The 18,737-nt window shown below is 73.0% G+C and carries 17 protein-coding genes; 10 read left to right on the top strand and 7 right to left on the bottom strand.

The window, feature by feature from the left end:
* Window positions 1–309 precede the first annotated feature (309 nt).
* Window positions 310–1,533 (top strand): beta-ketoacyl-ACP synthase II, encoded by a 1,224-nt coding sequence (locus AB0J08_RS32490; protein ID WP_360641445.1) that lies wholly within the window; start codon window positions 310–312, stop codon window positions 1,531–1,533.
* A gap of 109 nt (window positions 1,534–1,642) precedes the next feature.
* Entirely contained in the window at window positions 1,643–2,128 is a 486-nt protein-coding gene (locus tag AB0J08_RS32485; RefSeq protein ID WP_360641444.1) for a GNAT family N-acetyltransferase, read from the top strand.
* A gap of 69 nt (window positions 2,129–2,197) precedes the next feature.
* On the opposite strand, the gene AB0J08_RS32480 is transcribed toward AB0J08_RS32485, so the two are convergent.
* The gene (locus tag AB0J08_RS32480; protein ID WP_360641443.1) at window positions 2,198–2,824 is read right to left on the bottom strand and encodes a hypothetical protein; all 627 of its coding nucleotides are present in this window, start codon (window positions 2,822–2,824) and stop codon (window positions 2,198–2,200) included.
* A gap of 178 nt (window positions 2,825–3,002) precedes the next feature.
* A complete protein-coding gene (locus AB0J08_RS32475) occupies window positions 3,003–3,617 on the bottom strand; it encodes an NAD(P)H-dependent oxidoreductase (RefSeq protein ID WP_360641442.1) in 615 nt (204 codons plus the stop codon).
* A 281-nt stretch (window positions 3,618–3,898) separates the two neighbouring features.
* On the opposite strand from AB0J08_RS32475, the gene AB0J08_RS32470 reads away from it, so the two are divergent.
* On the top strand, window positions 3,899–4,393 hold the full coding sequence (locus AB0J08_RS32470; protein WP_360641441.1) for a peptidylprolyl isomerase: 495 nt from the start codon (window positions 3,899–3,901) through the stop codon (window positions 4,391–4,393).
* Between the two features lie 156 nt (window positions 4,394–4,549).
* A complete protein-coding gene (locus AB0J08_RS32465; RefSeq protein ID WP_360641440.1) occupies window positions 4,550–5,350 on the top strand; it encodes an arylamine N-acetyltransferase in 801 nt (266 codons plus the stop codon).
* A 12-nt stretch (window positions 5,351–5,362) separates the two neighbouring features.
* On the opposite strand, the gene AB0J08_RS32460 is transcribed toward AB0J08_RS32465, so the two are convergent.
* Together AB0J08_RS32460 and AB0J08_RS32455 are read right to left on the bottom strand one after the other, a co-directional pair.
* The gene (locus AB0J08_RS32460) at window positions 5,363–5,851 is read right to left on the bottom strand and encodes a hypothetical protein (protein ID WP_360641439.1); all 489 of its coding nucleotides are present in this window, start codon (window positions 5,849–5,851) and stop codon (window positions 5,363–5,365) included.
* A gap of 50 nt (window positions 5,852–5,901) precedes the next feature.
* Window positions 5,902–7,266: an LCP family protein gene (locus tag AB0J08_RS32455; RefSeq protein ID WP_360641438.1), complete on the bottom strand. Its 1,365-nt coding sequence runs from the start codon at window positions 7,264–7,266 to the stop codon at window positions 5,902–5,904.
* A gap of 273 nt (window positions 7,267–7,539) precedes the next feature.
* Between AB0J08_RS32455 and AB0J08_RS32450 the strand changes: the two genes are divergently transcribed.
* The 4 genes from AB0J08_RS32450 (at window position 7,540) to AB0J08_RS32435 (ending at window position 11,998) form a co-directional block, all read left to right on the top strand.
* Window positions 7,540–7,626: a putative leader peptide gene (locus AB0J08_RS32450; RefSeq protein ID WP_352297720.1), complete on the top strand. Its 87-nt coding sequence runs from the start codon at window positions 7,540–7,542 to the stop codon at window positions 7,624–7,626.
* Between the two features lie 120 nt (window positions 7,627–7,746).
* Window positions 7,747–8,301 (top strand): NADPH-dependent FMN reductase, encoded by a 555-nt coding sequence (gene ssuE / locus AB0J08_RS32445; RefSeq protein ID WP_360641437.1) that lies wholly within the window; start codon window positions 7,747–7,749, stop codon window positions 8,299–8,301.
* Between the two features lie 344 nt (window positions 8,302–8,645).
* Window positions 8,646–9,413 carry an ABC transporter ATP-binding protein gene (locus AB0J08_RS32440; protein ID WP_360641447.1) on the top strand — a complete coding sequence of 256 codons (768 nt, stop codon included), beginning with the start codon at window positions 8,646–8,648 and terminating at the stop codon, window positions 9,411–9,413.
* Window positions 9,414–9,427: 14 nt separating this feature from the next.
* Window positions 9,428–11,998: an FtsX-like permease family protein gene (locus AB0J08_RS32435; RefSeq protein WP_360641436.1), complete on the top strand. Its 2,571-nt coding sequence runs from the start codon at window positions 9,428–9,430 to the stop codon at window positions 11,996–11,998.
* 93 nt (window positions 11,999–12,091) lie between these two features.
* On the opposite strand, the gene AB0J08_RS32430 is transcribed toward AB0J08_RS32435, so the two are convergent.
* Window positions 12,092–13,756 (bottom strand): LCP family protein, encoded by a 1,665-nt coding sequence (locus AB0J08_RS32430; RefSeq protein WP_360641435.1) that lies wholly within the window; start codon window positions 13,754–13,756, stop codon window positions 12,092–12,094.
* Between the two features lie 164 nt (window positions 13,757–13,920).
* Between AB0J08_RS32430 and AB0J08_RS32425 the strand changes: the two genes are divergently transcribed.
* Window positions 13,921–14,961, top strand: a complete 1,041-nt coding sequence (locus AB0J08_RS32425; RefSeq protein ID WP_360641434.1) for a glycosyltransferase — start codon at window positions 13,921–13,923, stop codon at window positions 14,959–14,961.
* Window positions 14,962–15,026: 65 nt separating this feature from the next.
* Complete coding sequence (locus AB0J08_RS32420; protein ID WP_360641433.1) at window positions 15,027–15,644, top strand: acyltransferase; 618 nt, start codon at window positions 15,027–15,029, stop codon at window positions 15,642–15,644.
* A gap of 3 nt (window positions 15,645–15,647) precedes the next feature.
* Here the strand turns inward: AB0J08_RS32420 and AB0J08_RS32415 are convergent, their stop codons facing one another.
* Together AB0J08_RS32415 and AB0J08_RS32410 are read right to left on the bottom strand one after the other, a co-directional pair.
* Window positions 15,648–17,264 (bottom strand): LCP family protein, encoded by a 1,617-nt coding sequence (locus tag AB0J08_RS32415; protein WP_360641432.1) that lies wholly within the window; start codon window positions 17,262–17,264, stop codon window positions 15,648–15,650.
* A gap of 210 nt (window positions 17,265–17,474) precedes the next feature.
* A complete protein-coding gene (locus AB0J08_RS32410; RefSeq protein ID WP_360641431.1) occupies window positions 17,475–18,725 on the bottom strand; it encodes an LCP family protein in 1,251 nt (416 codons plus the stop codon).
* Between the last annotated feature and the right edge of the window lie 12 nt (window positions 18,726–18,737).

The following is an 18,737-nucleotide window of genomic DNA, read 5'->3' as shown; positions in this document are numbered from 1 at the left end:
GAAGATCACGCAGATCTACGAGGGGACCAACCAGGTCCAGCGCATCGTGATGGCCCGCAACCTGCCGTAGCGGGTACCGGCGGGGTACCCCGGCATCCCGGCGCACGTCCCGGCCGAGGCGTTCGGCCGGGACGTCTGCCTGTTGTGAAAACTCCATAAAGACCGTGCGGTCGAATCGGTTGCGTTGCGCACCTGAACGACCGTCAATGCCCTGGCAATGTGGCAGATGAGTCCACGACGCCCCGCACTCGCCCGTGCGGGGAGTTGTGTCTCTCTCACAATCTCCACAACAAGCAGGGGGTTCGGCCGATGAGTCATGACAACGACCGCGTGGTGGTCACCGGGCTCGGCGCGACGACGCCGCTCGGCGGGGACGTCGCCTCGACCTGGGCCGGGATGCTGGCCGGGCGGTCAGGCATCCGGGCGATCGAGGACGAGTGGGCGGCCGGGCTGCCGGTGCGGATCGCCGGGCGGCTGAAGGTCGAGCCCTCCGAGGTGCTGGACCGGGTGCAGGCCCGGCGGATGGACCGCTGCGAGCAGGTGGCGCTGATCGCCGCCCGGCAGGCCTGGGCCGACGCGGGCAGGCCCGAGGTGGATCCGGAGCGGTTGGCCGTGGTGATCGGCACCGGTACCGGCGGGGCACTCACCATGCTCGGGCAGGACGACGTCCTGGAGGCGTCCGGGGTGCGGAAGGTCTCCCCACACACCGTGCCGATGCTGATGGCCAACGGCCCGGCGGCCTGGGTGAGCATCGAACTTGGCGCGCGGGCCGGTGCGCACACCCCGGTGAGTGCGTGCGCGTCCGGGGCGGAGGCGATCGCGATGGGCCTGGACCTCATCCGGCTCGGCCGGGCGGACGTGGTGGTCGCGGGCGGCGCCGAGGCCTGCATCTGCCCGCTTCCGCTGGCCGGGTTCGCCCAGGCCAGGGCTCACTCCACCCGCAACGACGAGCCCGAGCTGGCCTCCCGTCCGTTCGACGTCGGCCGGGACGGCTTCGTGATCGGGGAGGGCTCGGTGGTGGTCGTCCTGGAGCGGGCCGCCTTCGCCGCGGCCCGGGCGGCCCGGGCGCACGCCACGCTCGCCGGGGCGGCGGTCACCTCGGACGCGCACCACATCACCGCGGCCGCGGCCGAGGGCCAGGTCCGCGCGATGCGCCGGGCGGTGGCCGAGGCGGGCCTGGTCCCGGGCGACATCTCCCACGTCCACGCCCACGCCACCTCGACCCCGTCGGGCGATCTGGTCGAGGCCGAGTCGGTGGCCGAGGCGATCGGGCTCCACCCGGCCGTCACCGCGACCAAGTCGATGACCGGCCACCTCTTCGGCGCGGCCGGCGCGATCGGCGCCCTGGCCGCCGTGCTCGCCCTGCGTGACGGCGTCATCCCGGCCACCCGCAACCTCGACACCCTGGACCCGGCCGTGAAGCTGGACGTGGTGACCGGTGCCCCGCGCCGGGGTGCGCTGACCGCCGCACTCACCAACTCCTTCGGCTTCGGCGGGCACAACGCGACGCTGGTCTTCACCCCGGCACCGTGAGCCCCGGCACCGTGAGGGCCGGCGTCCTGAGCCCGGCACCGTGAGCCCCGGCGCCCGGCCGGGGAAAACCGTGCGACCGGCTCGGCCGCCGCTGGCTAGGGTCAGCGGCATGTCTACGTCATCACCGGCCCTGAGGCTGGAACCGGTCACCCCCCACACCGTCGACGCCGCACTCGCGCTGAAGGTGCGGCCGGACCAGGACCGGCTGGTCTCCCCGGTGGTCAAGTCGCTGGCCGAGGCGTACGTCCACGGCGAGCAGGCCTGGCCCCGGCTGGTCTTCGACGGTGACCGGCTGGTCGGGTTCGTGATGGCGTTCTTCGACTTCACGTTCTACCCCGACCGGCCGGGTGACCTGCCGCGCTCCGGCCTCTGGCGCCTCAACATCGCCGCCGACGCCCAGGGCGGCGGCTACGGGCGCTTCGCGGTCGAGCAGGTCTGCGCCGAGATCCGCCGCCGTGGCGGGCGCCGGGTGACGGTCACCTACGTACCGGGCGACGACGGGCCGGCCGGCTTCTACGCCCGGCTCGGGTTCCGCCCCACCGGCGAGTTCAGCGGCGACCAGGAGGTGGCGGAGCTCGAACTGCCGCAGGCCTGACCCCCGGGGTGGGCGAACGGAGCAGGAAGTCGGCCCGGCCGACCTCCTGCTCCTGCGCTGTGCGGGGCCTCAGCCGAGCAGCAGGTACTTGGTGGACGGGACGCCCTGCGTGTAGCTGCAGTCCGTGTTCCGGGTGCTCGTGCTGTACGTGAAGCCGGAAGGCACGGTGCAGGCCCAGAGGCCGTTGGCCGGCTTGCGGAGGTGGAAGGTCGTGGCCTGGACGCCGGGCTGCAGACTGCACGCGCTCGTGTAGGTGATGCGGTCGTAGGTGAACGCGGGGGTGCCCATGCAGGCGGTGAGGCCGTCGACGGGCGTCCGCAGATGGTAGGCGTTGGCCGACACGCCGGGCTGCTGGCTGCAGGCGCTGCCCCAGGTGATGGCGTCGTGGACGAAGCCGGGTGCGCCGGTGCACGCCGTCAGCCCGTCGAGGGGGGTCCGTAGGTGGAACTGCGGCGCGTCCCAACTGCCGGAGCTACAGGTCCGGTTCATGGACACCTGGTCGTAGACGTACCCGGCGGGGACGGTGCAGGCCCAGGCGCCGTCCAGCCCGTCGAGGGTGGCGGTGCTGGTGGTCGTGGCACCGGCGCCGGTCGCGGTGACGCCGCCGGACAGCAGCAGCGCCACCGCCGCGAGGGCGGTCAGGAGCAGGCGGGCGCGGCCGGAGCGGGCGGGGCGGGCGGTGCGTGCGGTGGACATGGGACTCCCCGGAGGTGGTCGGTGACATGGGATCGCACGGTGGTGCGGGCGTACGTGCGCACCCGCTGCCGCCGCCGGTTCTAGCACGGGCCTCCGGGCCGCCACCCGGCATGGCGCCGCGGTCGGTCGCGGCGACGACCGCCGTCCACTCCCGCCCGTGCCGAACCTCCGCCCCGTCTCAGCCGATCAGCGCTGCCGCCTGCTGCCGCGCCTGGCGCAGCCACTGCGCGCGGACGGCGTCGGCGGAGTCCGTCACCGTACGGAAGACGATCCGCCGTACGTCCGTCACCCCGACGTACGGCAGCACGCAGGCGGCCCAGATCCGTTCCAGCGGATCGCCGAACTCGTCCCGCTCGCGCTCCTCCGGGGTGTCGGAGGTGTTCAGCACCAGCGCCCGCCCCGCGCGGAGCAGGCCGGCCGGCTCGCCGTCCGCCGTCCCGAGCTTGTACGCCACGCCGGGCACGAGCACCCGCTGCACCCACCCGGTCAGGACGGCCGGCGGCATGCCCCACCAGTTCGGGTGGACCAGGACGAGCGCGTCCAGCGTGGCCACCTCCGCCCGGTGCAGCGCCAGTTGGGCATCGTCCGTGCCGGCGGTGGCGGCGACGGTGCCGGTCTCCTCGGCGGTCAGCGCGGGCGGGAACCCCTCCGCGCAGAGATCGTGCGCGAGCACCTCGCAGCCGCGTCCGCGCAGTTCGTCCACGACGGCCTCGAACAGCGCGTGGTTGAAGCTGCCCGGCCGCGGGTGCGCCAGATAGACGCCGATCCGCCTGGTGTCCGTCGGTCCGCTCATGTCCCGTTCCCCCCTCGTCTGTTGCTTCGGGGCGATGCTAGGCCCGCCGGCCCGCCTGAGGCAGGCACCGGCCCGGCTTCCCGCCCGACCCCCCGGCCCGTCTCCCCGCCACCGGCCCGCCTGCCCCCGGCCCGTTCGCCCACGCCCGTTCGCCCGCGCCGGCCGAGGCCGAACACCGCGGGCCCGCACGGACCCGAGCACGCCGCACACGGGCTGTCGCACCCCGTCACCGCAGATGGGGCCGTCGCGCGTGAGGGGGGGCGGCATGCCATGATCGCTGTATGGGTTCCAACGTTTATTTCGACATTGCCATCAACGACGAGCCGGCCGGCCGTATCGTCTTCAAGCTGTTCGACGACATCGTTCCGAAGACCGCCAAGAACTTCCGTGAGCTGGCCACGGGCGAGCACGGCTTCGGTTACAAGGGTTCTTCGTTCCACCGCGTCATCCCGGGCTTCATGCTGCAGGGCGGCGACTTCACCCGCGGTGACGGCACCGGCGGCAAGAGCATTTACGGCGAGAAGTTCGCGGACGAGAACTTCACGCTGAAGCACACCAAGCCGGGCCAGCTTTCGATGGCCAACGCGGGCAAGAACACCAACGGCTCGCAGTTCTTCATCACCACGATCGTGACCGACTGGCTGGACGGCAAGCACGTCGTCTTCGGCGAGGTCGTCGAGAACCTCGACCTCGTGTCGAAGATCGAGTCCTACGGCTCGCAGAGCGGCCGCACCTCGGCGAAGATCACCATCACCGACTCGGGCGTCGTGGCCTGAGCCCGATCCCCTGACGGTCCGAGGAGCAGGAAGTCGGCCCGGCCGGCTTCCTGCGCCCCAGGCCCCGACCGTGCGTCGCCCGGCCGGTCGCACGTCCCGCGCCCTACGTCCAACGGCCGATGGCCCGGCGACCGCCGACACGCTGGAATGGGCGGCGTGGATCACCCTCCGGCCCTCGACGGCCTCACCGACACCCAGGTGGACGCCTACCTGGCCCGGATCGGCGTGCTGCGCCCCGACCGGCCCTCCCCGGTCGCCCTGGCCGAGCTGCACCGCGCGCACCTGGGCACCGTGCCGTTCGAGACGCTGGGCATCGGGCTCGGGGAGCCCGTCCTCCTCGACACCCCCGCGCTGTTCGAGAAGCTCGTCACCCGCCGCCGCGGCGGCTTCTGCTACGAACTCAACGGCCTCTTCGCCGAGCTGCTGCGCGCGCTCGGCCACCGGGTGGAGCTGCTCGGCGCCCGGGTCTTCGACGGCGACCGGACCGGCCCGCCGTTCGACCACCTCGCACTGCGGGTGGACCTGGACGAGCCGTGGCTGGCCGATGTCGGCTTCGGCCGGTTCAGCCACCTCCCGCTGCGGCTGGACGAGCGCGGCCCGCAGCGCGACCCCGGTGGCGAGTTCACCCTGGTGCCGCACGGCGGCGACGAGCTCGACGTGCTGATGGACGGCCGGCCGGAGTACCGGCTCGGCCTGCGCCCCCACCGGCTGGCCGACTTCGTGCCGACCTGCTGGTGGCAGACCACCTCGCCCGACTCGCACTTCACCCGATCGTCGACCTGCTCGCGGCTCACCGGGGACGGTGGCCGGATCACCCTCGGCGGTGGCCGGCTGATCCGCACCGGCCCCGACGGCACGCGCACCGAGGAGCTCCTCGACGAGGCCGATGCCCTGGTCGCCTACCGCGAGCTCTTCGGCATCACCCTCGACCGGCTGCCCCCGGTCCGCGCCGCCTGAGCGGCGCGGGACTCAGGCGTTCCCCGGCGCGGGCACGTAGGAGCGGGCGGCGGCCGGCACCCAGGAGTCCTCCCGCAGCCCCACCTTGCGGGCCGGGGCGCCGGCCCAGATCTCACCGGGCCCGGTGGACCGGGTGAGGACGGCGTTGGCTCCCACGACGGTGCCGGCGCCGACGGTCAGCACGCCCTCCTTGCAGACCACCTTGGCGCCCGCGCAGAGCACCGCGCCGTCCTCCACCACCACCCGCCGCATGGCGCTGCGCTCCTGCGGCACCCACGGGTCGGCCCGCCCGATCGTCACGCCGTTGTAGAGCGTCACGTCCGCGCCGAGTGTCGTGCAGGGGTGCAGCACGGTGCCGAAGCCGCGGTGGAACACCGTCAGCCCCGGCCCGACCTCGGCCGCCGCGGGGACCTCCATCCCGTACAGCGCGAGCGCCTCCTGGACCAGGCGGCCCAGGAGGCGGTGACGGCGGCGGTAGATCAGCGCGGTGACGAGAGACATCCACCCATTGTGTCGAGTATGTTACGCGGCGTCACGCAGTGGCGGGGGTGTCACTTCAGGTCCGGTACGGCGGTGTCGTTCTTGAAGGCGTCGAAGACCTGCTTGGCCTTGGCGGTGTCCCACTTGACCGCCGATTCGCCGGTGTTGGTCCTGAAGTCCGGGTTGGCGATCGGGACGGTGATGCTCTTGCCGCCGCCGCCGTTGACGTCCTTCATGGCGAGGAAGAGCGAGCCGAGGTCGGTCAGGCCGGCGTCCTCGTCGACGATCAGCGTGCCGAGGCCGGAGTCCACCAGCGGGTAGAAGGTGAACGGGTTCAGCACGGTGGCGGGGGAGGCGGCCTGCTTGGCCAGGGCGCCGAGGAACTTCTGCTGGTTGCGCATCCGGCCGAGGTCCTGGTCGGCCATCTGGTGGCGCTGGCGGACGAAGGCGAGGGCCTGGGTGCCGGTCAGGGTCTGGCAGCCGGCCTTGAGGTCGAGTCCGGAGTCCTTGTCCTTGACGTCCTGGTCGATGCACATGTCCACGCCGCCGACCGAGTCGACGATGCCGACGAAGCCGGCGAAGCCGATCTCGGCGTAGTGGTCGATGCGCAGGCCGGTGTTGAGCTCGACGGTCTGCGCGAGCAGCTTGCCGCCACCCGACGCGAAGGCCGAGTTGATCTTCGAGGTGGTCGCCTTGACCGTCTTCCCGTTCTCGCCGGCGTGCTCCGGGATCGGCACCCAGGAGTCGCGCGGGATGCTCATCAGGGTGTTCCCGCCGTCCCCGACGTGCAGGATCATCATCGAGTCGCTGCGCTTGCCGCCCGCGTGACCGGTGTGCAGGTCCTCCTCCTGGGAGTCGGACAGGCCGTTGCGGCTGTCCGAGCCGACGATCAGCCAGTTGGTGCCCTTCCCGGCGGCGGGGCGGCCGGGGTAGTCGGCGAGCACGTTCTCGTGGTTCAGCTTGGAGTCGGCCCAGAACCAGGTGGAGACGGCGGTGGCCAGCATGACGATCAGGAGGCCGAACACCGACCACTTGATGATCCGGCGCCGGGGCCAGCGCGAGGGCCGGGCGGAGGGCGGCCGACTGTCGCCCGGGGCTATCGGCCCGCCGGGTCCGCCGGGTCCGCCGGGCGCCCCCGGGCCCTGCGCGGGCACGCCGGGACGGCTGCCCGGCTGCCCGTACGGCTGGGGCTGCCCGGGCGGCTGCGGCTGCCCGTAGCCCTCGGCCGGGCCGTACCCGGGCGGCTGGGCCCGGTCCCGGGCCGGCGGCTGCGCCTGGCCGTACTCCTGCGGCTGGCGAGGCGCCGGGGCCCCGGGGCCGCGGGGGTTCAACGAAGCCGGCAGCGGCGGCTCGGCCGCCGCGCCACCACCGCCGCGCCCGTATGCGCCGCCGCCGTTGCCGCCGCCGCCCGGGCGGCCCTCCTGCCACGTGTTCATGTGGGAGAGGATGCCCGACGCCGGGTGCGGTGACTCCCTCCGGGGCCCCCGCCGGGGCCCTTGTAGCAGTTTTGATGCACGTGGCGGAACGTTCCGCGGCAAGTTCTCGTGCCGGTCCACGGGCGGGCGCACGGAGGGTCGCGAAGCGGTCGCGGACGGCACCGGGGCGGGCACCGCCCCGCTCCGCCCGGCCGGCGCCCGTCTCACCATCCGTCTCACCCTGTGTTCGCCGACCGGAACGATCCTTGACCGGTTCGAACAGTGCGTGTTTGCATGACTGCCATGGATCAGCGATGGACCCTCACGCGTCGGCGGCACGTCGACCTTCAGCGTGTGTCCTGTTCGCTCTGTCGTGGCTGACGCGCGCCCGTCGAACCCTCTCCTCTCCGCGCACCCTTCCCCAGCGTTTCCCGCCGCCGCCCGCGCGGCGTGCCCTCCGCTGCCGTAGCGCCGTCCCGCTTCCTGCCCCGAGGTGAACCCATGGCCACCGTCCTGTCCGTTTCCGGCTCCCCGTCCGCGACCTCCCGCACCACCCGCCTGCTGCGCCACGTCGACGCGCAGCTCGAGTCCCGCGGTCACCACGTCGTCCCGTTCGAGGTGCGCAGCCTGCCCGCGCACGCCCTGCTCTCGGCGGACTTCTCCCACCCGGAGATCGTCGCGGCGCTGGAGCTGTTCGCCCGGGCGGACGGCGTCGTGATCGGCACCCCGGTCTACAAGGCGGCCTACTCGGGGCTGCTGAAGACCCTGCTGGACGTGCTGCCGCAGTACGCGCTGACCGGCAAGGCCGTCCTGCCGCTGGCCACCGGCGGCTCCACCGCGCACGTGCTCGCGGTCGACTACGCGCTGCGCCCGGTGCTCAGCTCGATGGGCGCCGGCCACATCACCCAGGGCTGGTTCGTGCTCGACCGCCACATCACCGTCCGGGAGGACGGCGCGACCGTGATCGAGCGCGAGACGGACGTGTTGCTGACGCCCGTGGTCGAGGCCTTCGCGACGGCGCTGGAGCGGCTCGCGACGCCGGCCCTCACCGGCTGACGGTCCGTCAGGAGCCGTCCCGTACGGGCCGACCCTGAGGAGGGCGGCGGCGACCCCTAGGGGGAGGGGCGCCGCGCCCCGTACAACTACGGTTGGGCTGCTTCATACCGGCGGATGACGAGCGGTTCGCTCGCCGCTCCTAACGTGGATCACATCCCCGCTCGTGCGGATCAGGACCGAGGTTCCGGCGAACCCGGGTCCTGGGCGCACCTGGTGGGTGGGGCTGACTCCCGGTCGAGGACTATCTCCTGCACCCTTTCGCGGGCCAGGTGGGGGCGACGAGGCTGGAGTCAACGGGTGGGCCCACTTCTGAGGAGAATCCAGTGACGACGGCAGCAGCAGCCGTGTACGACCCCCAGCTTCCCGGCGCCGCCGCCGCGGTGGCCGCCTCGGCGCGTCAGGTGACCAAGGCCTACGGCACGGGCGAGACCAGGGTCACCGCGCTCGACGCGGTGGACGTCGACATCCAGCGGGGCCGGTTCACCGCGATCATGGGCCCGTCCGGTTCCGGCAAGTCGACCCTGATGCACTGCCTGGCCGGCCTGGACACCGTCACCGAGGGGCGGATCTGGATCGGTGACACCGAGATCACCGGCCTGAAGGACAAGCAGCTCACCAGGCTGCGCCGGGACAAGATCGGCTTCATCTTCCAGGCGTTCAACCTGCTCCCGACGCTGAACGCGCTGGAGAACATCACGCTCCCGATGGACATCGCCGGCCGCAAGCCGGACACCGCCTGGCTGGACCAGGTCGTCGAGACCGTCGGCCTGGCGGGCCGCCTCAAGCACCGGCCGACGCAGCTCTCCGGTGGTCAGCAGCAGCGCGTCGCGGTGGCCCGGGCGCTGGCCGCCCGTCCCGAGATCATCTTCGGTGACGAGCCCACCGGGAACCTCGACTCCAGGGCCGGCGCCGAGGTGCTGACCTTCCTGCGCCGCTCGGTGGACGAACTGGGCCAGACCATCGTCATGGTCACCCACGACCCGGTCGCCGCCGGCTACGCGGACCGCGTGCTCTTCCTCGCCGACGGCGTCATCGTCGACGAGATGCACGCCCCGACCGCCGACTCCGTCCTCGAACGCATGCGCCGTTTCGACGGCAAGCGCACCAGCTGAGCGGGGACCGGGACATGCTGCTCAAGACCTCACTGAGGACCGTCTTCGCCCACAAGGGGCGGATGGTGCTCTCGCTTCTCGCGATCGTCCTCTCGGTCGCGTTCGTCTCCGGCACGCTGGTGTTCTCCAACACCGCCACCAGCACCTTCGACCGCCTCTTCGCCTCCACCGCCTCCGACATCTCCGTCCAGCCCGCCAAGAACGACGTCGAGGGCGACGACGGCGCGCCCCTGGGCAAGGTGTCGACCCTCCCGGTCGAGACCGTGCAGAAGATCGCCGCCACGCCGGGCGTGAAGACCGCGGTCGGCCAGGTGTTCACCCAGGACGCCATCCTGGTGGACCCGGTCACCAACAAGGCGATCGGCCCGACCAGCGGCGCGCCCACCCTGACGGGCAACTGGACGGACACCCCGCGCAACTCGGTGGAGATCACCTCGGGGCACACCCCGCAGGGCGGCGACCAGGTCGTGCTCGACGCGGACACCGCCAAGAAGGCCGGTCTCGGCCTGGGCGGCAAGCTCCGGGTGATAGCCGGCAGTGGCAAGTACGACTTCACCATCGCCGGCATCGCGACCTTCAAGACCACCAACCCGGGTGCGGCCCTCGCCTTCGTGGACACCCCCACCGCCCAGCGGGTGCTGCTCGGCGCCACCGCTTACACCTCGGTTGAGGCCTTCGGCGACGGCAGCCGTTCCGACGAGCAGCTGAAGGCCGACGCGCTCGGCGCGCTGGGCGCCGGCTACCAGGTGAAGACCGCGGCGCAGCAGAAGGAGGAGAACAACAAGGACGTCGGCTCCTTCCTCGGCTTCATGAAGAACGCGATGCTCGGCTTCGCCCTGATCTCCGCCCTGGTCGGCGGCTTCCTGATCATCAACACCTTCTCCATGCTGGTCGCCCAGCGCACCCGGGAGATCGGGCTGCTGCGCGCCCTCGGCGGCAGCCGCAAGCAGGTGAACCGCTCGGTGCTGATCGAGGCGCTGATCCTCGCCGTGCTCGGCTCGACCGTCGGGCTCGGCGCGGGCCTGGGCCTGGCGGCCGGCCTGATCCAGCTGATGAAGGCCGTCGGCATGAACCTCAGTGCCGCGGACCTCCAGATCACCGCGGACGTGCCGATCGCCGGCTACGGCCTCGGCATCGTGGTGACGCTGGTGGCGGCCTGGTTCCCGGCCCGCCGGGCCGCCCGGATCGCCCCGATGGCGGCCCTGCGCGACCACGGCACCCCGGCCGAAGGCCACTCCAACGTCGTGCGGACGGTGATCGGTCTGGCGCTGACCGCCGGCGGCGGCGGCCTGCTGGTCCTGGCCGCCGGGGCGGAGAAGGCGGCCACTGGCGGGCAGTACCTGGGCCTGGGGGTGCTGCTCACCCTGATCGGCTTCGTCGTCCTCGGTCCGCTGCTGGCCACCAGCGTGGTCCGGGTGCTCGGCGCGGTGCTGCCGGCCCTGTTCGGCCCGTCGGGCCGGCTCGCCCAGCGCAACGCGATGCGCAACCCGCGTCGGACGGGTGCCACGGCCGGCGCCCTGATGATCGGCCTGGCGCTCGTGATCGGGGCCTCGGTCTTCACCTCCTCGGTGATCAAGTCCACCAACGAGCAGATCGACAAGTCGGTCGGCGCGGACTACATCGTCTCCGGTGGCCGTACCGGTCTCACCGCCGAGATGGTGAAGGCGGCCGAGAACACGCCGGGCATCGAGCACGTCACCCGCCAGCAGTTCGTGCCGGCCGTCTTCACCACCCCGGACGGCAAGGCGACCACGGAGGGCGTCTCGGCGGTCTCGCCGACCTTCACCGCCGACTTCAGGCTGCCGGTCAAGTCCGGCAGCGCGGATTCGCTCGGCCAGGGCGCGATCGTGGTCGGGGAGACCTTCGCCCAGGAGCACAACCTCAGGATCGGCGACCGGATCGGCGTCGACTACGGCAAGGGCCGCACCCAGACCCTGCCGGTCGGTGTGATCATGACCAAGGGCAACTCGCTCTTCGACGGCAACTACTTCATCGGCCTGGACACCCTCGGCAAGGCCGTCCCGGTCGCCGACCAGGGCAATGACGCGGTCGTCTTCGGCAAGGCCAGGGCCGGCTCGGACGTCGCCGCGACGCTCACCGCGCTGGAGGCCTCCTTCAAGGAGTACCCGCAGGTCAACGTGCGGGACCAGGCCGGCTACAAGGACCTCGTCCAGGAGCAGGTCAACTCCCTGCTCTACATCATCTACGGCATGCTCGGCCTCGCGATCGTGGTCGCGGTGCTCGGCGTCGTCAACACCCTGGCGCTCTCGGTGGTGGAGCGGACCCGCGAGATCGGCCTGCTGCGGGCGATCGGGCTCTCCCGCCGCCAGCTGCGCCGGATGATCCGGCTGGAGTCCGTGGTGATCGCCCTGTTCGGCGCGATCCTCGGCACCGGTCTCGGCCTGGCCTGGGGCATCACCGGTCAGCAGGTTCTCAGGGACCAGGGCCTGGCCACGCTGGCCGTCCCGACCGGCACGATCGTCGCCACGCTGATCGCCTCGGTGGTCATCGGCCTGGTCGCGGCGCTCGTCCCGGCCTTCCGGGCCGGTCGGATGAACGTCCTCGCGGCGATCGCGACGGACTGACCCCCGGATCGGGGGACCGGGGGACGGCGGGGGCCGGGTGCGCGACAGCGCCCCGGCCCCCGCCGCATGTCCTCCCCGCCCTGGACGGGGGGCTTACGGGCAGATGATGTCCGACGCCTTGTCGGCCGCCACCGGGGCCGAAGGAGCCGCCGGGGCGGGGGCCGTCGTCGCGGCGGGTGCCGGCGGCGGGGGCAGGGGCGGGGCGGCGGCCGCGGACGGGCTCGGACCGGGCGAGGCCGGGTAGTCCGCGCCCGCGTACAGCTGGAGGGTGGGCCCCAGCCCGGGGACGGCGGCCGACTCGGCGCCCGGCAGCGCGGCGGCGAGCGTCCGGGCCGACTCGGCCCAGCGCGGGTCGTAGCGGATCACCGTCCGGCCGGCCGCCGTCCCCGTCGGGGCGTTGGACGGCGAGCCGGTGGTCGAGAAGCCCGCCCGCCGCAGGTCGCCGTCGACCCGGGCGCCGAGCCCGGGGACCCCGGCCGCGTTGAACACCTGGACGTGCACCTGCTCGGGCGCGACGGTGGCCCCGACCGCCGACGCCACGGCGGTCGGTGCGGCGGACGTGGCGACGGCGGACGCGGCGACGGGGGAGGCGGTCGCGGAGGCCGTGGCCCCGCCCGGGTAGGCCCCGGCGTCCGGCGCGCCGCCCGGGCCCGTCTGCGCCGCGCCGCCCGGGCCCGTCTGCGCCGCGCCGCCCGGGCCCGTCTGCGCCGCGCCGCCCAGGCCGGTCTGCGCCGCTCCGCCCAGCGGCCGCCCCGCCCGCACCGCGTCGAACAGGGCCTTCGCCCCCGCCTGGTCCCAGAGCACGGTCGAACCCCACCCGGGCACCTGGTGGTCCACATTCGCCAGCGGCACGGTCGCGAAGTCCGCCCGGCCGGCGGAGAGTTCCCTCAGCCTGGTCGCCAGGGTGATCAGATCGTCCGCGGTGAGGTCCTTGTCCGCCTTCACCGAGCCGAGCAGGCTGTCCGTGAGCCTGGCCAGCCGGACGGGGTTGAGCAGGGTCCCGCTGTCGGCCACCTGGTGCAGCAGCTGGGCGACGACCTTCTGCTGGCGGTGCATCCGCCCCAGGTCGGAGCTGCCGTCGACGTGCCGGGCGCGGACGTACTTGAGCGCGCCGGCGCCGTCCAGGGTGCTGGTGCCGGCCGGCAGGTCGAGGCCGGAGTACTCGTCCTTGAGCGGCTTGGCGGTGCAGACCCGCACTCCGCCGACGGCGTCCACGGCGGAGACGAACCCGGCGAAGTTCACCTGGAGGTAGTGGTCGATCCGCAGCCCGGTGTTCTGCTCCACGGTGGCGACGGTGAGTTGCGGCCCGCCCATCCCGAACGCGGCGTTGACCTTGCCCCGGCCGGCCGGGACCTCCTTGCGGGTGACCTGGTCCCGGTGGGCGGGGATGTCCACGTACGAGTCACGCGGGATGCTGATCACGCTGGCCCGGGAGCCGTCCCCGGCGACCTGGACGATCATCATGGTGTCGGTGCAGTGGCAGGCCTCGCCCCCGGCGTGCAGCAGGTTCTTGAGGGTCTTCTCCGGGATGCCGTCCCGTTCGTCGGTGCCGACCACCAGGAAGGTGGTGGAGCTGTCGTCGCCGGGCCGGGCGACGTCGCCGCTGAAGGCGTCCACCCGGTCGATCGAGCCGAGGCCGTGCAGGACCGCCCAGCCGCCGCCGGAGGTGGCGAGGACGCCGAAGGCGATGCCGGCGGCCAGTCGGCGGGGCCAGCGGCGGCGCCGTCCGGGCAGGGCGGAGAGGGGGGAGACGGGCATCTCTCGGATGGTAGGGGTGGCCCGCTCCGGGGTGGGTGAGGGCGCGCCGGGGGCGGGGAGTACGGTGGGCCCGATCGGCGAAACGTTCCTTCAGCGCCGGGTCCGTGGAGTCGCCCAGACCGGGGCAAGACGGAGACCCGCCCGCACCGGTACGGTTGGCCCCGATGAACACCAAGGCTGCTGAGGAGCTGCCGGCGGTCTCCGTGATCATGCCGGTGCTCAACGAGGAACGACACCTGCGCACGGCCGTCCGGCACATCCTGGAACAGGACTACGCCGGGCCGATGGAGGTGGTGATCGCCCTCGGTCCGTCCTCCGACCGGACCGCGCAGATCGCCGCCGAGCTGACCGCCGAGGACGCACGGGTCAGGACGGTGGAGAACCCCACCGGTCGCACCCCCGCCGGGCTGAACGCCGCGATCCGCGGCTCCAGCCATCCGATAGTGGTCCGCGTCGACGGCCACGGACTGCTGACCCCCGGCTACATCACCACGGCGGTCCGGCTGCTCGGCGAGATGGAGGCCGCCAACGTCGGCGGCATCATGCACGCCGAGGGCGAGACCGAGTGGGAGAACGCGGTCGCCGCCGCGATGACCTCCAAGATCGGCGTCGGCAACGCCGCCTTCCACACGGGCGGCCTGGCCGGCGCGGCGGACACCGTCTACCTCGGGGTGTTCCGGCGCGAGGTGCTGGAGCGGCTCGGCGGCTACAACGAGGAGTTCGTCCGCGCCCAGGACTGGGAGCTCAACTACCGCATCCGGCAGGACGGCGGGCTGGTCTGGTTCACCCCGCAGCTGCGCGTCACCTACCGGCCCCGGCCCAACGTGCGGGCGCTGGCCAAGCAGTACAAGGACTACGGCCGCTGGCGCCGGGTCGTCACCCGCTATCACAAGGGCTCGGTCAACCTCCGCTACCTCGCCCCGCCGGCCGCCTTCCTGGGGGTGACGCTCGGCCTGGTGCTCGGCGCCGCCGTCCATCCGGCCTTCCTCGCGGTGCCCGGCGCCTACCTGCTCGGCATCGTCGGCGGCGCACTGGTCGAGGGCCGCGGCCTCTCGGCGAAGGCCAGGGCGATGCTGCCGGTGGCCTTCGCGACCATGCACCTCAGCTGGGGCTTCGGCTTCCTCACCTCGCCGCGTTCGCTGGCCCGCCGGGTGATCGCCAGCCGGGCGCCCTCGGCCGCCGACGTGGTCACCGAGGCCCGCTGACCCGATCCGGCCAATCCCCCCGACCCGCCCTCACCGCCCCCGCCCCGCCGCTATCGTCGGGCGCCATGGGGACAGTTGAGGGCGGGTTCGTCGTCGGTGCCCGCGTCGAGCCGAGCGCGGACGTGGACGGGCGGGCGGTGCTCGGCGCCGGGACGACCGTCTGGCACCTCGCCCAGGTGCGCGAGGACGCGGTGATCGGCGCCGACTGCGTCATCGGACGCGGCTCCTACGTCGGTCCGGGCGTGCGGATCGGGAACCGCGTCAAACTGCAGAACCACGCGCTGGTGTACGAGCCCGCGGTGGTCGAGGACGGGGTGTTCGTCGGCCCGGCGGCCGTGCTCACCAACGACCTCTACCCGCGCTCCGTCGACGTCGACGGCCGGCTGAAGCGCGGTGACGACTGGCACGCCCGTGGGGTGACCCTCCGGGAGGGCTGCTCGATCGGCGGCCGCGCGGTCCTGGTCGCCGGGGTGACGGTCGGCCGCTGGGCGCTGGTCGCGGCCGGCGCCGTGGTGCACCGGGACGTCCCGGACTTCGCCCTGGTGGTCGGTGTGCCGGCCCGCCGGATCAAGTGGGTCGGACGGGCCGGTGAACCGCTGGAGCCGGAGGGCGGGGACCGGTGGCGCTGCCCGCGCACCGGCGAGCGGTACCGCGAGACGGACGGCCTGCTCGCCCCGCTCTGAGGTTCACTTCGCGCAGACGTCGGTGTCGTCCGCCTGGACGCGCTGGAGGTCCTTGGGCGCCTCGGTCGGCGCGGCGGCGGCGCTCGCGCTCGCGGCGGCCAGCACGTCCTTGCCGAGCACCACGGCCAGGCCGTCCCTGCCGCCCGCCTTCGGGTCCTCCTTGACCGCGTCGGCCGGCAGTCCGAGGGAGGCGGCCAGCGCGGCCGCCTCGGCGGCCTTCCCGGCCGGGTAGGACACCGAACTGATGGGCGTGGCGGCCGCGTTGGGGGCGGTCGTGGCTTTGGTGAAGCCCTTCGCCCGGAGCTTGTCGACGGCCTGCTGGGCCTGCCCGGGTGTTCCGCTGCCGTTGCGCACCGCCACCCGGACGTCCTTGGCGTCCACCGGCGGGGTGGTGGCCGTCGGGGAGGGAGCGGCCGGCGTCGCTTCGGCGGCGGCGGCGTCGGGCGCGGCGGTCCCGGTCAACGAGCGGTCGTCGGCGACCAGCGAGAACACCTGGGCGGCGTCCGGCTGCTTGAGAACCAGCCGGTTCTCGTCCTTCGGGTCGTCCAGCACCGGCACGGTGGTGAAGGTGATGTTCTTGGTGTCGACCTTGCTGATGTCCAGCGCCAGGTCCTTCAGCTTGTCGACGCTGCCGATCCCGTCGTCCACGGTGAGCGCCTTGGTGGCGGCGTCGGCGAGCTTCCACAGTTTGGTGGGGCTGGTCAGGGTGTCGCTGCTCTTGATCGAGCGGATCATCGAGCTGATGAACTGCTGCTGCAGCGGGATCCGGGTGAGGTCCCCGCCGAGGCCGACGGCGTGCCGGGTGCGGACGAAGGCCAGGGCCTCGTCGCCCTGGACGACGTGCCGGCCCTTGGTCATCCTGAGGTGCGAGTCCGGGTCGTTGATGTCCTTGCCCGCGCACACCTCGACCCCGCCGACGGCGGTGGAGAGCGACTTCACGGCGTCGAAGTCGACCATCACGAAGTGGTCGACCCGGATTCCCGTCATCTTCTCGACGGTCTTCCAGGTGCAGCCCGGATCGCGGCCCTCCTGCCCGAGGCTCTCGTTGAACATGGTCCGCGCCGAGCCGGGGATCTTTTTGCCGCCGGTGATCTCGCACTCGGGGATCGGCACCATCAGATCGCGCGGAATGCTGATCACGGTCGCATTGCTGCGGTCCTTGGCGACGTGGAACAGCAGCGTGGTGTCCGCGTGCCCGGTGCTGCCCTCGTCGCCGTACTCGCGGCCCAGGCCCTCGCGGCTGTCGGTGCCGATGACCAGGATGTTGAGCGCGTCGCCGGCCGCCTTGGGCCGCTCCGCCTCGCTGCCCAGCTGCACCTTGACGGCGGTGAGGTTGTTGTTGAAGTGCTGGTACGCGTAGTACGCCCCGCCGCAGCCGGCCGCCAGTACCAGCGCGCCGACACCGGCCGTCCACTTCAGCGCCCGCCGGCGGGGGCGTTCGGCGGCGGCCTGGCGGCGCCGGGCGGCCCGGCCGGCGGTGGGGCCGGGTGCCCGGCGGCGCTGGACCGGAATGCCCGCGGCCCGGTCCTGCCCGCCGTCCGGGCCGGGCATCCTGCCGAGGCCCCCGGCCGGGGGGAACTGCTGGTCGGCGGGGTCGACCTCCTGCCGGTCCTGCTGCACGGGGCTTCCCTCCCTCCGACCGTCCACGGGTGACGCGTCTGCGCGCCGACCCGGACACACTAGACGAGTCGCGTGCGGGAATTGTTCCTGATGTGATCTCCGCCATGGTCGGGAAGAGCAATTCGCCAGGTGCGTCGCGGTTCCGGGAATTCCCCGGGAAAGCCTTTGAAGACCATGATCTGTACACAAAAGGGTGACCCCGTACGGCGGTCAACGGATCGTGCAGGCATCCACGTCCGCGGTGCGTCCCTCGAAGGAGGGCGGCGCGGTCGCGCCGGGTGACGCGCCGGCGGCCCGGTCCGATCCGGTCGTCGCCGCGCCCGACGGCCCCGGGCTCGCGCCCGCCACCGCGGCGGGATCGGGGGAGCCCGGCGGGCGGACGGTGATCGACCGGTCGTCACGCAATGCCGCGAACAGCTGGGTGGTCTGCGGTTGCACGAACTCGTCCCGGTCCGAGTCGAAGCGGTACGGCCGGCGCGGCGCCGTCAGGAACACCACGTTCGCGGACGGGATGCCGCGCAGGTCCTGGGTCAGGTCGTAGAGCGCGCCCAGCGAGGAGAGGCCGCCGTCGGCCCTGACCGAGGAGGTCGCCGCGTCCAGGACCGGCCAGAGCCGGGCCGGGTTCAGAAGGACGCCCTGGGACTCCACCTTGCGGATCAGGGCGGACAGGAACTGCTGCTGACGGCCCATCCGCTGGGTGTCGCTGCCGTCGCCGAGGGTCTCCCGGGCCCGGACGTAGCCGAGCGCCTGCTCGCCGTGCAGGGTCTGTCGGCCGGCCGGCAGGTCCAGCTTGGCGTCCTTGTCGTGGATCGCCTGCGGGACGCACACCTCGACCCCGCCCACGGCGTCCACCATCGCCTTGAAGCCGCTGAAGTCGAGGATCACGTAGTGGTCCACCCGGATGCCGCTCAGCTGTTCGACGGTCCGGATCGAGCAGGCCGGACCGCCGGTCTCGAAGGCCGAGTTGAACTGGGCCAGCCCCGGCTTGCTCCGGGTGCCGTCCGGCTTCTCGCAGGCCGGCACGGTGACCATGACGTCGCGGGGGATGGAGACCGCGGTCGCGCGCTTCCGGTCCGCCGCCAGGTGCAGCAGGATCGTGGTGTCCGAGCGCTGCCCGCCGGCCTCGCCGTACGAGGCGTTGGCGCCGGTGCGGTCGTCGCTGCCGATCAGCAGGATGTTCTCGGCGCCCCTGGCCCCGGCGGTGCGGCTGGGCCGTTCGGCCTCCAGCCGGGCCAGCAACTGGTCGGTGGTCGAGTCGGTCCGGATGTTGCCGTCCAGCTTGCGGTAGGCGATCCAGAGCAGGGCGCCGCAGGCGACCAACAGGAAGGCGAGGGCGCCGGCGGTGATCATCAGCCACCGCCGGCGCCTGCGCCGGGGCTTGGTCGGGGAGTCCGGAATCGCGTGGGCGTCCCCGGACGGGGGGTTCTCGGTCGGGGGGTGCTCGGTGTCGTCCTCGGCCATGGCAGGGATACC

The sequence above is a fragment of the Kitasatospora sp. NPDC050463 genome (genome assembly GCF_040655255.1).
GTDB lineage: Bacteria > Actinomycetota > Actinomycetes > Streptomycetales > Streptomycetaceae > Kitasatospora.
This window is presented reverse-complemented; position numbering and strand designations above follow the sequence as displayed.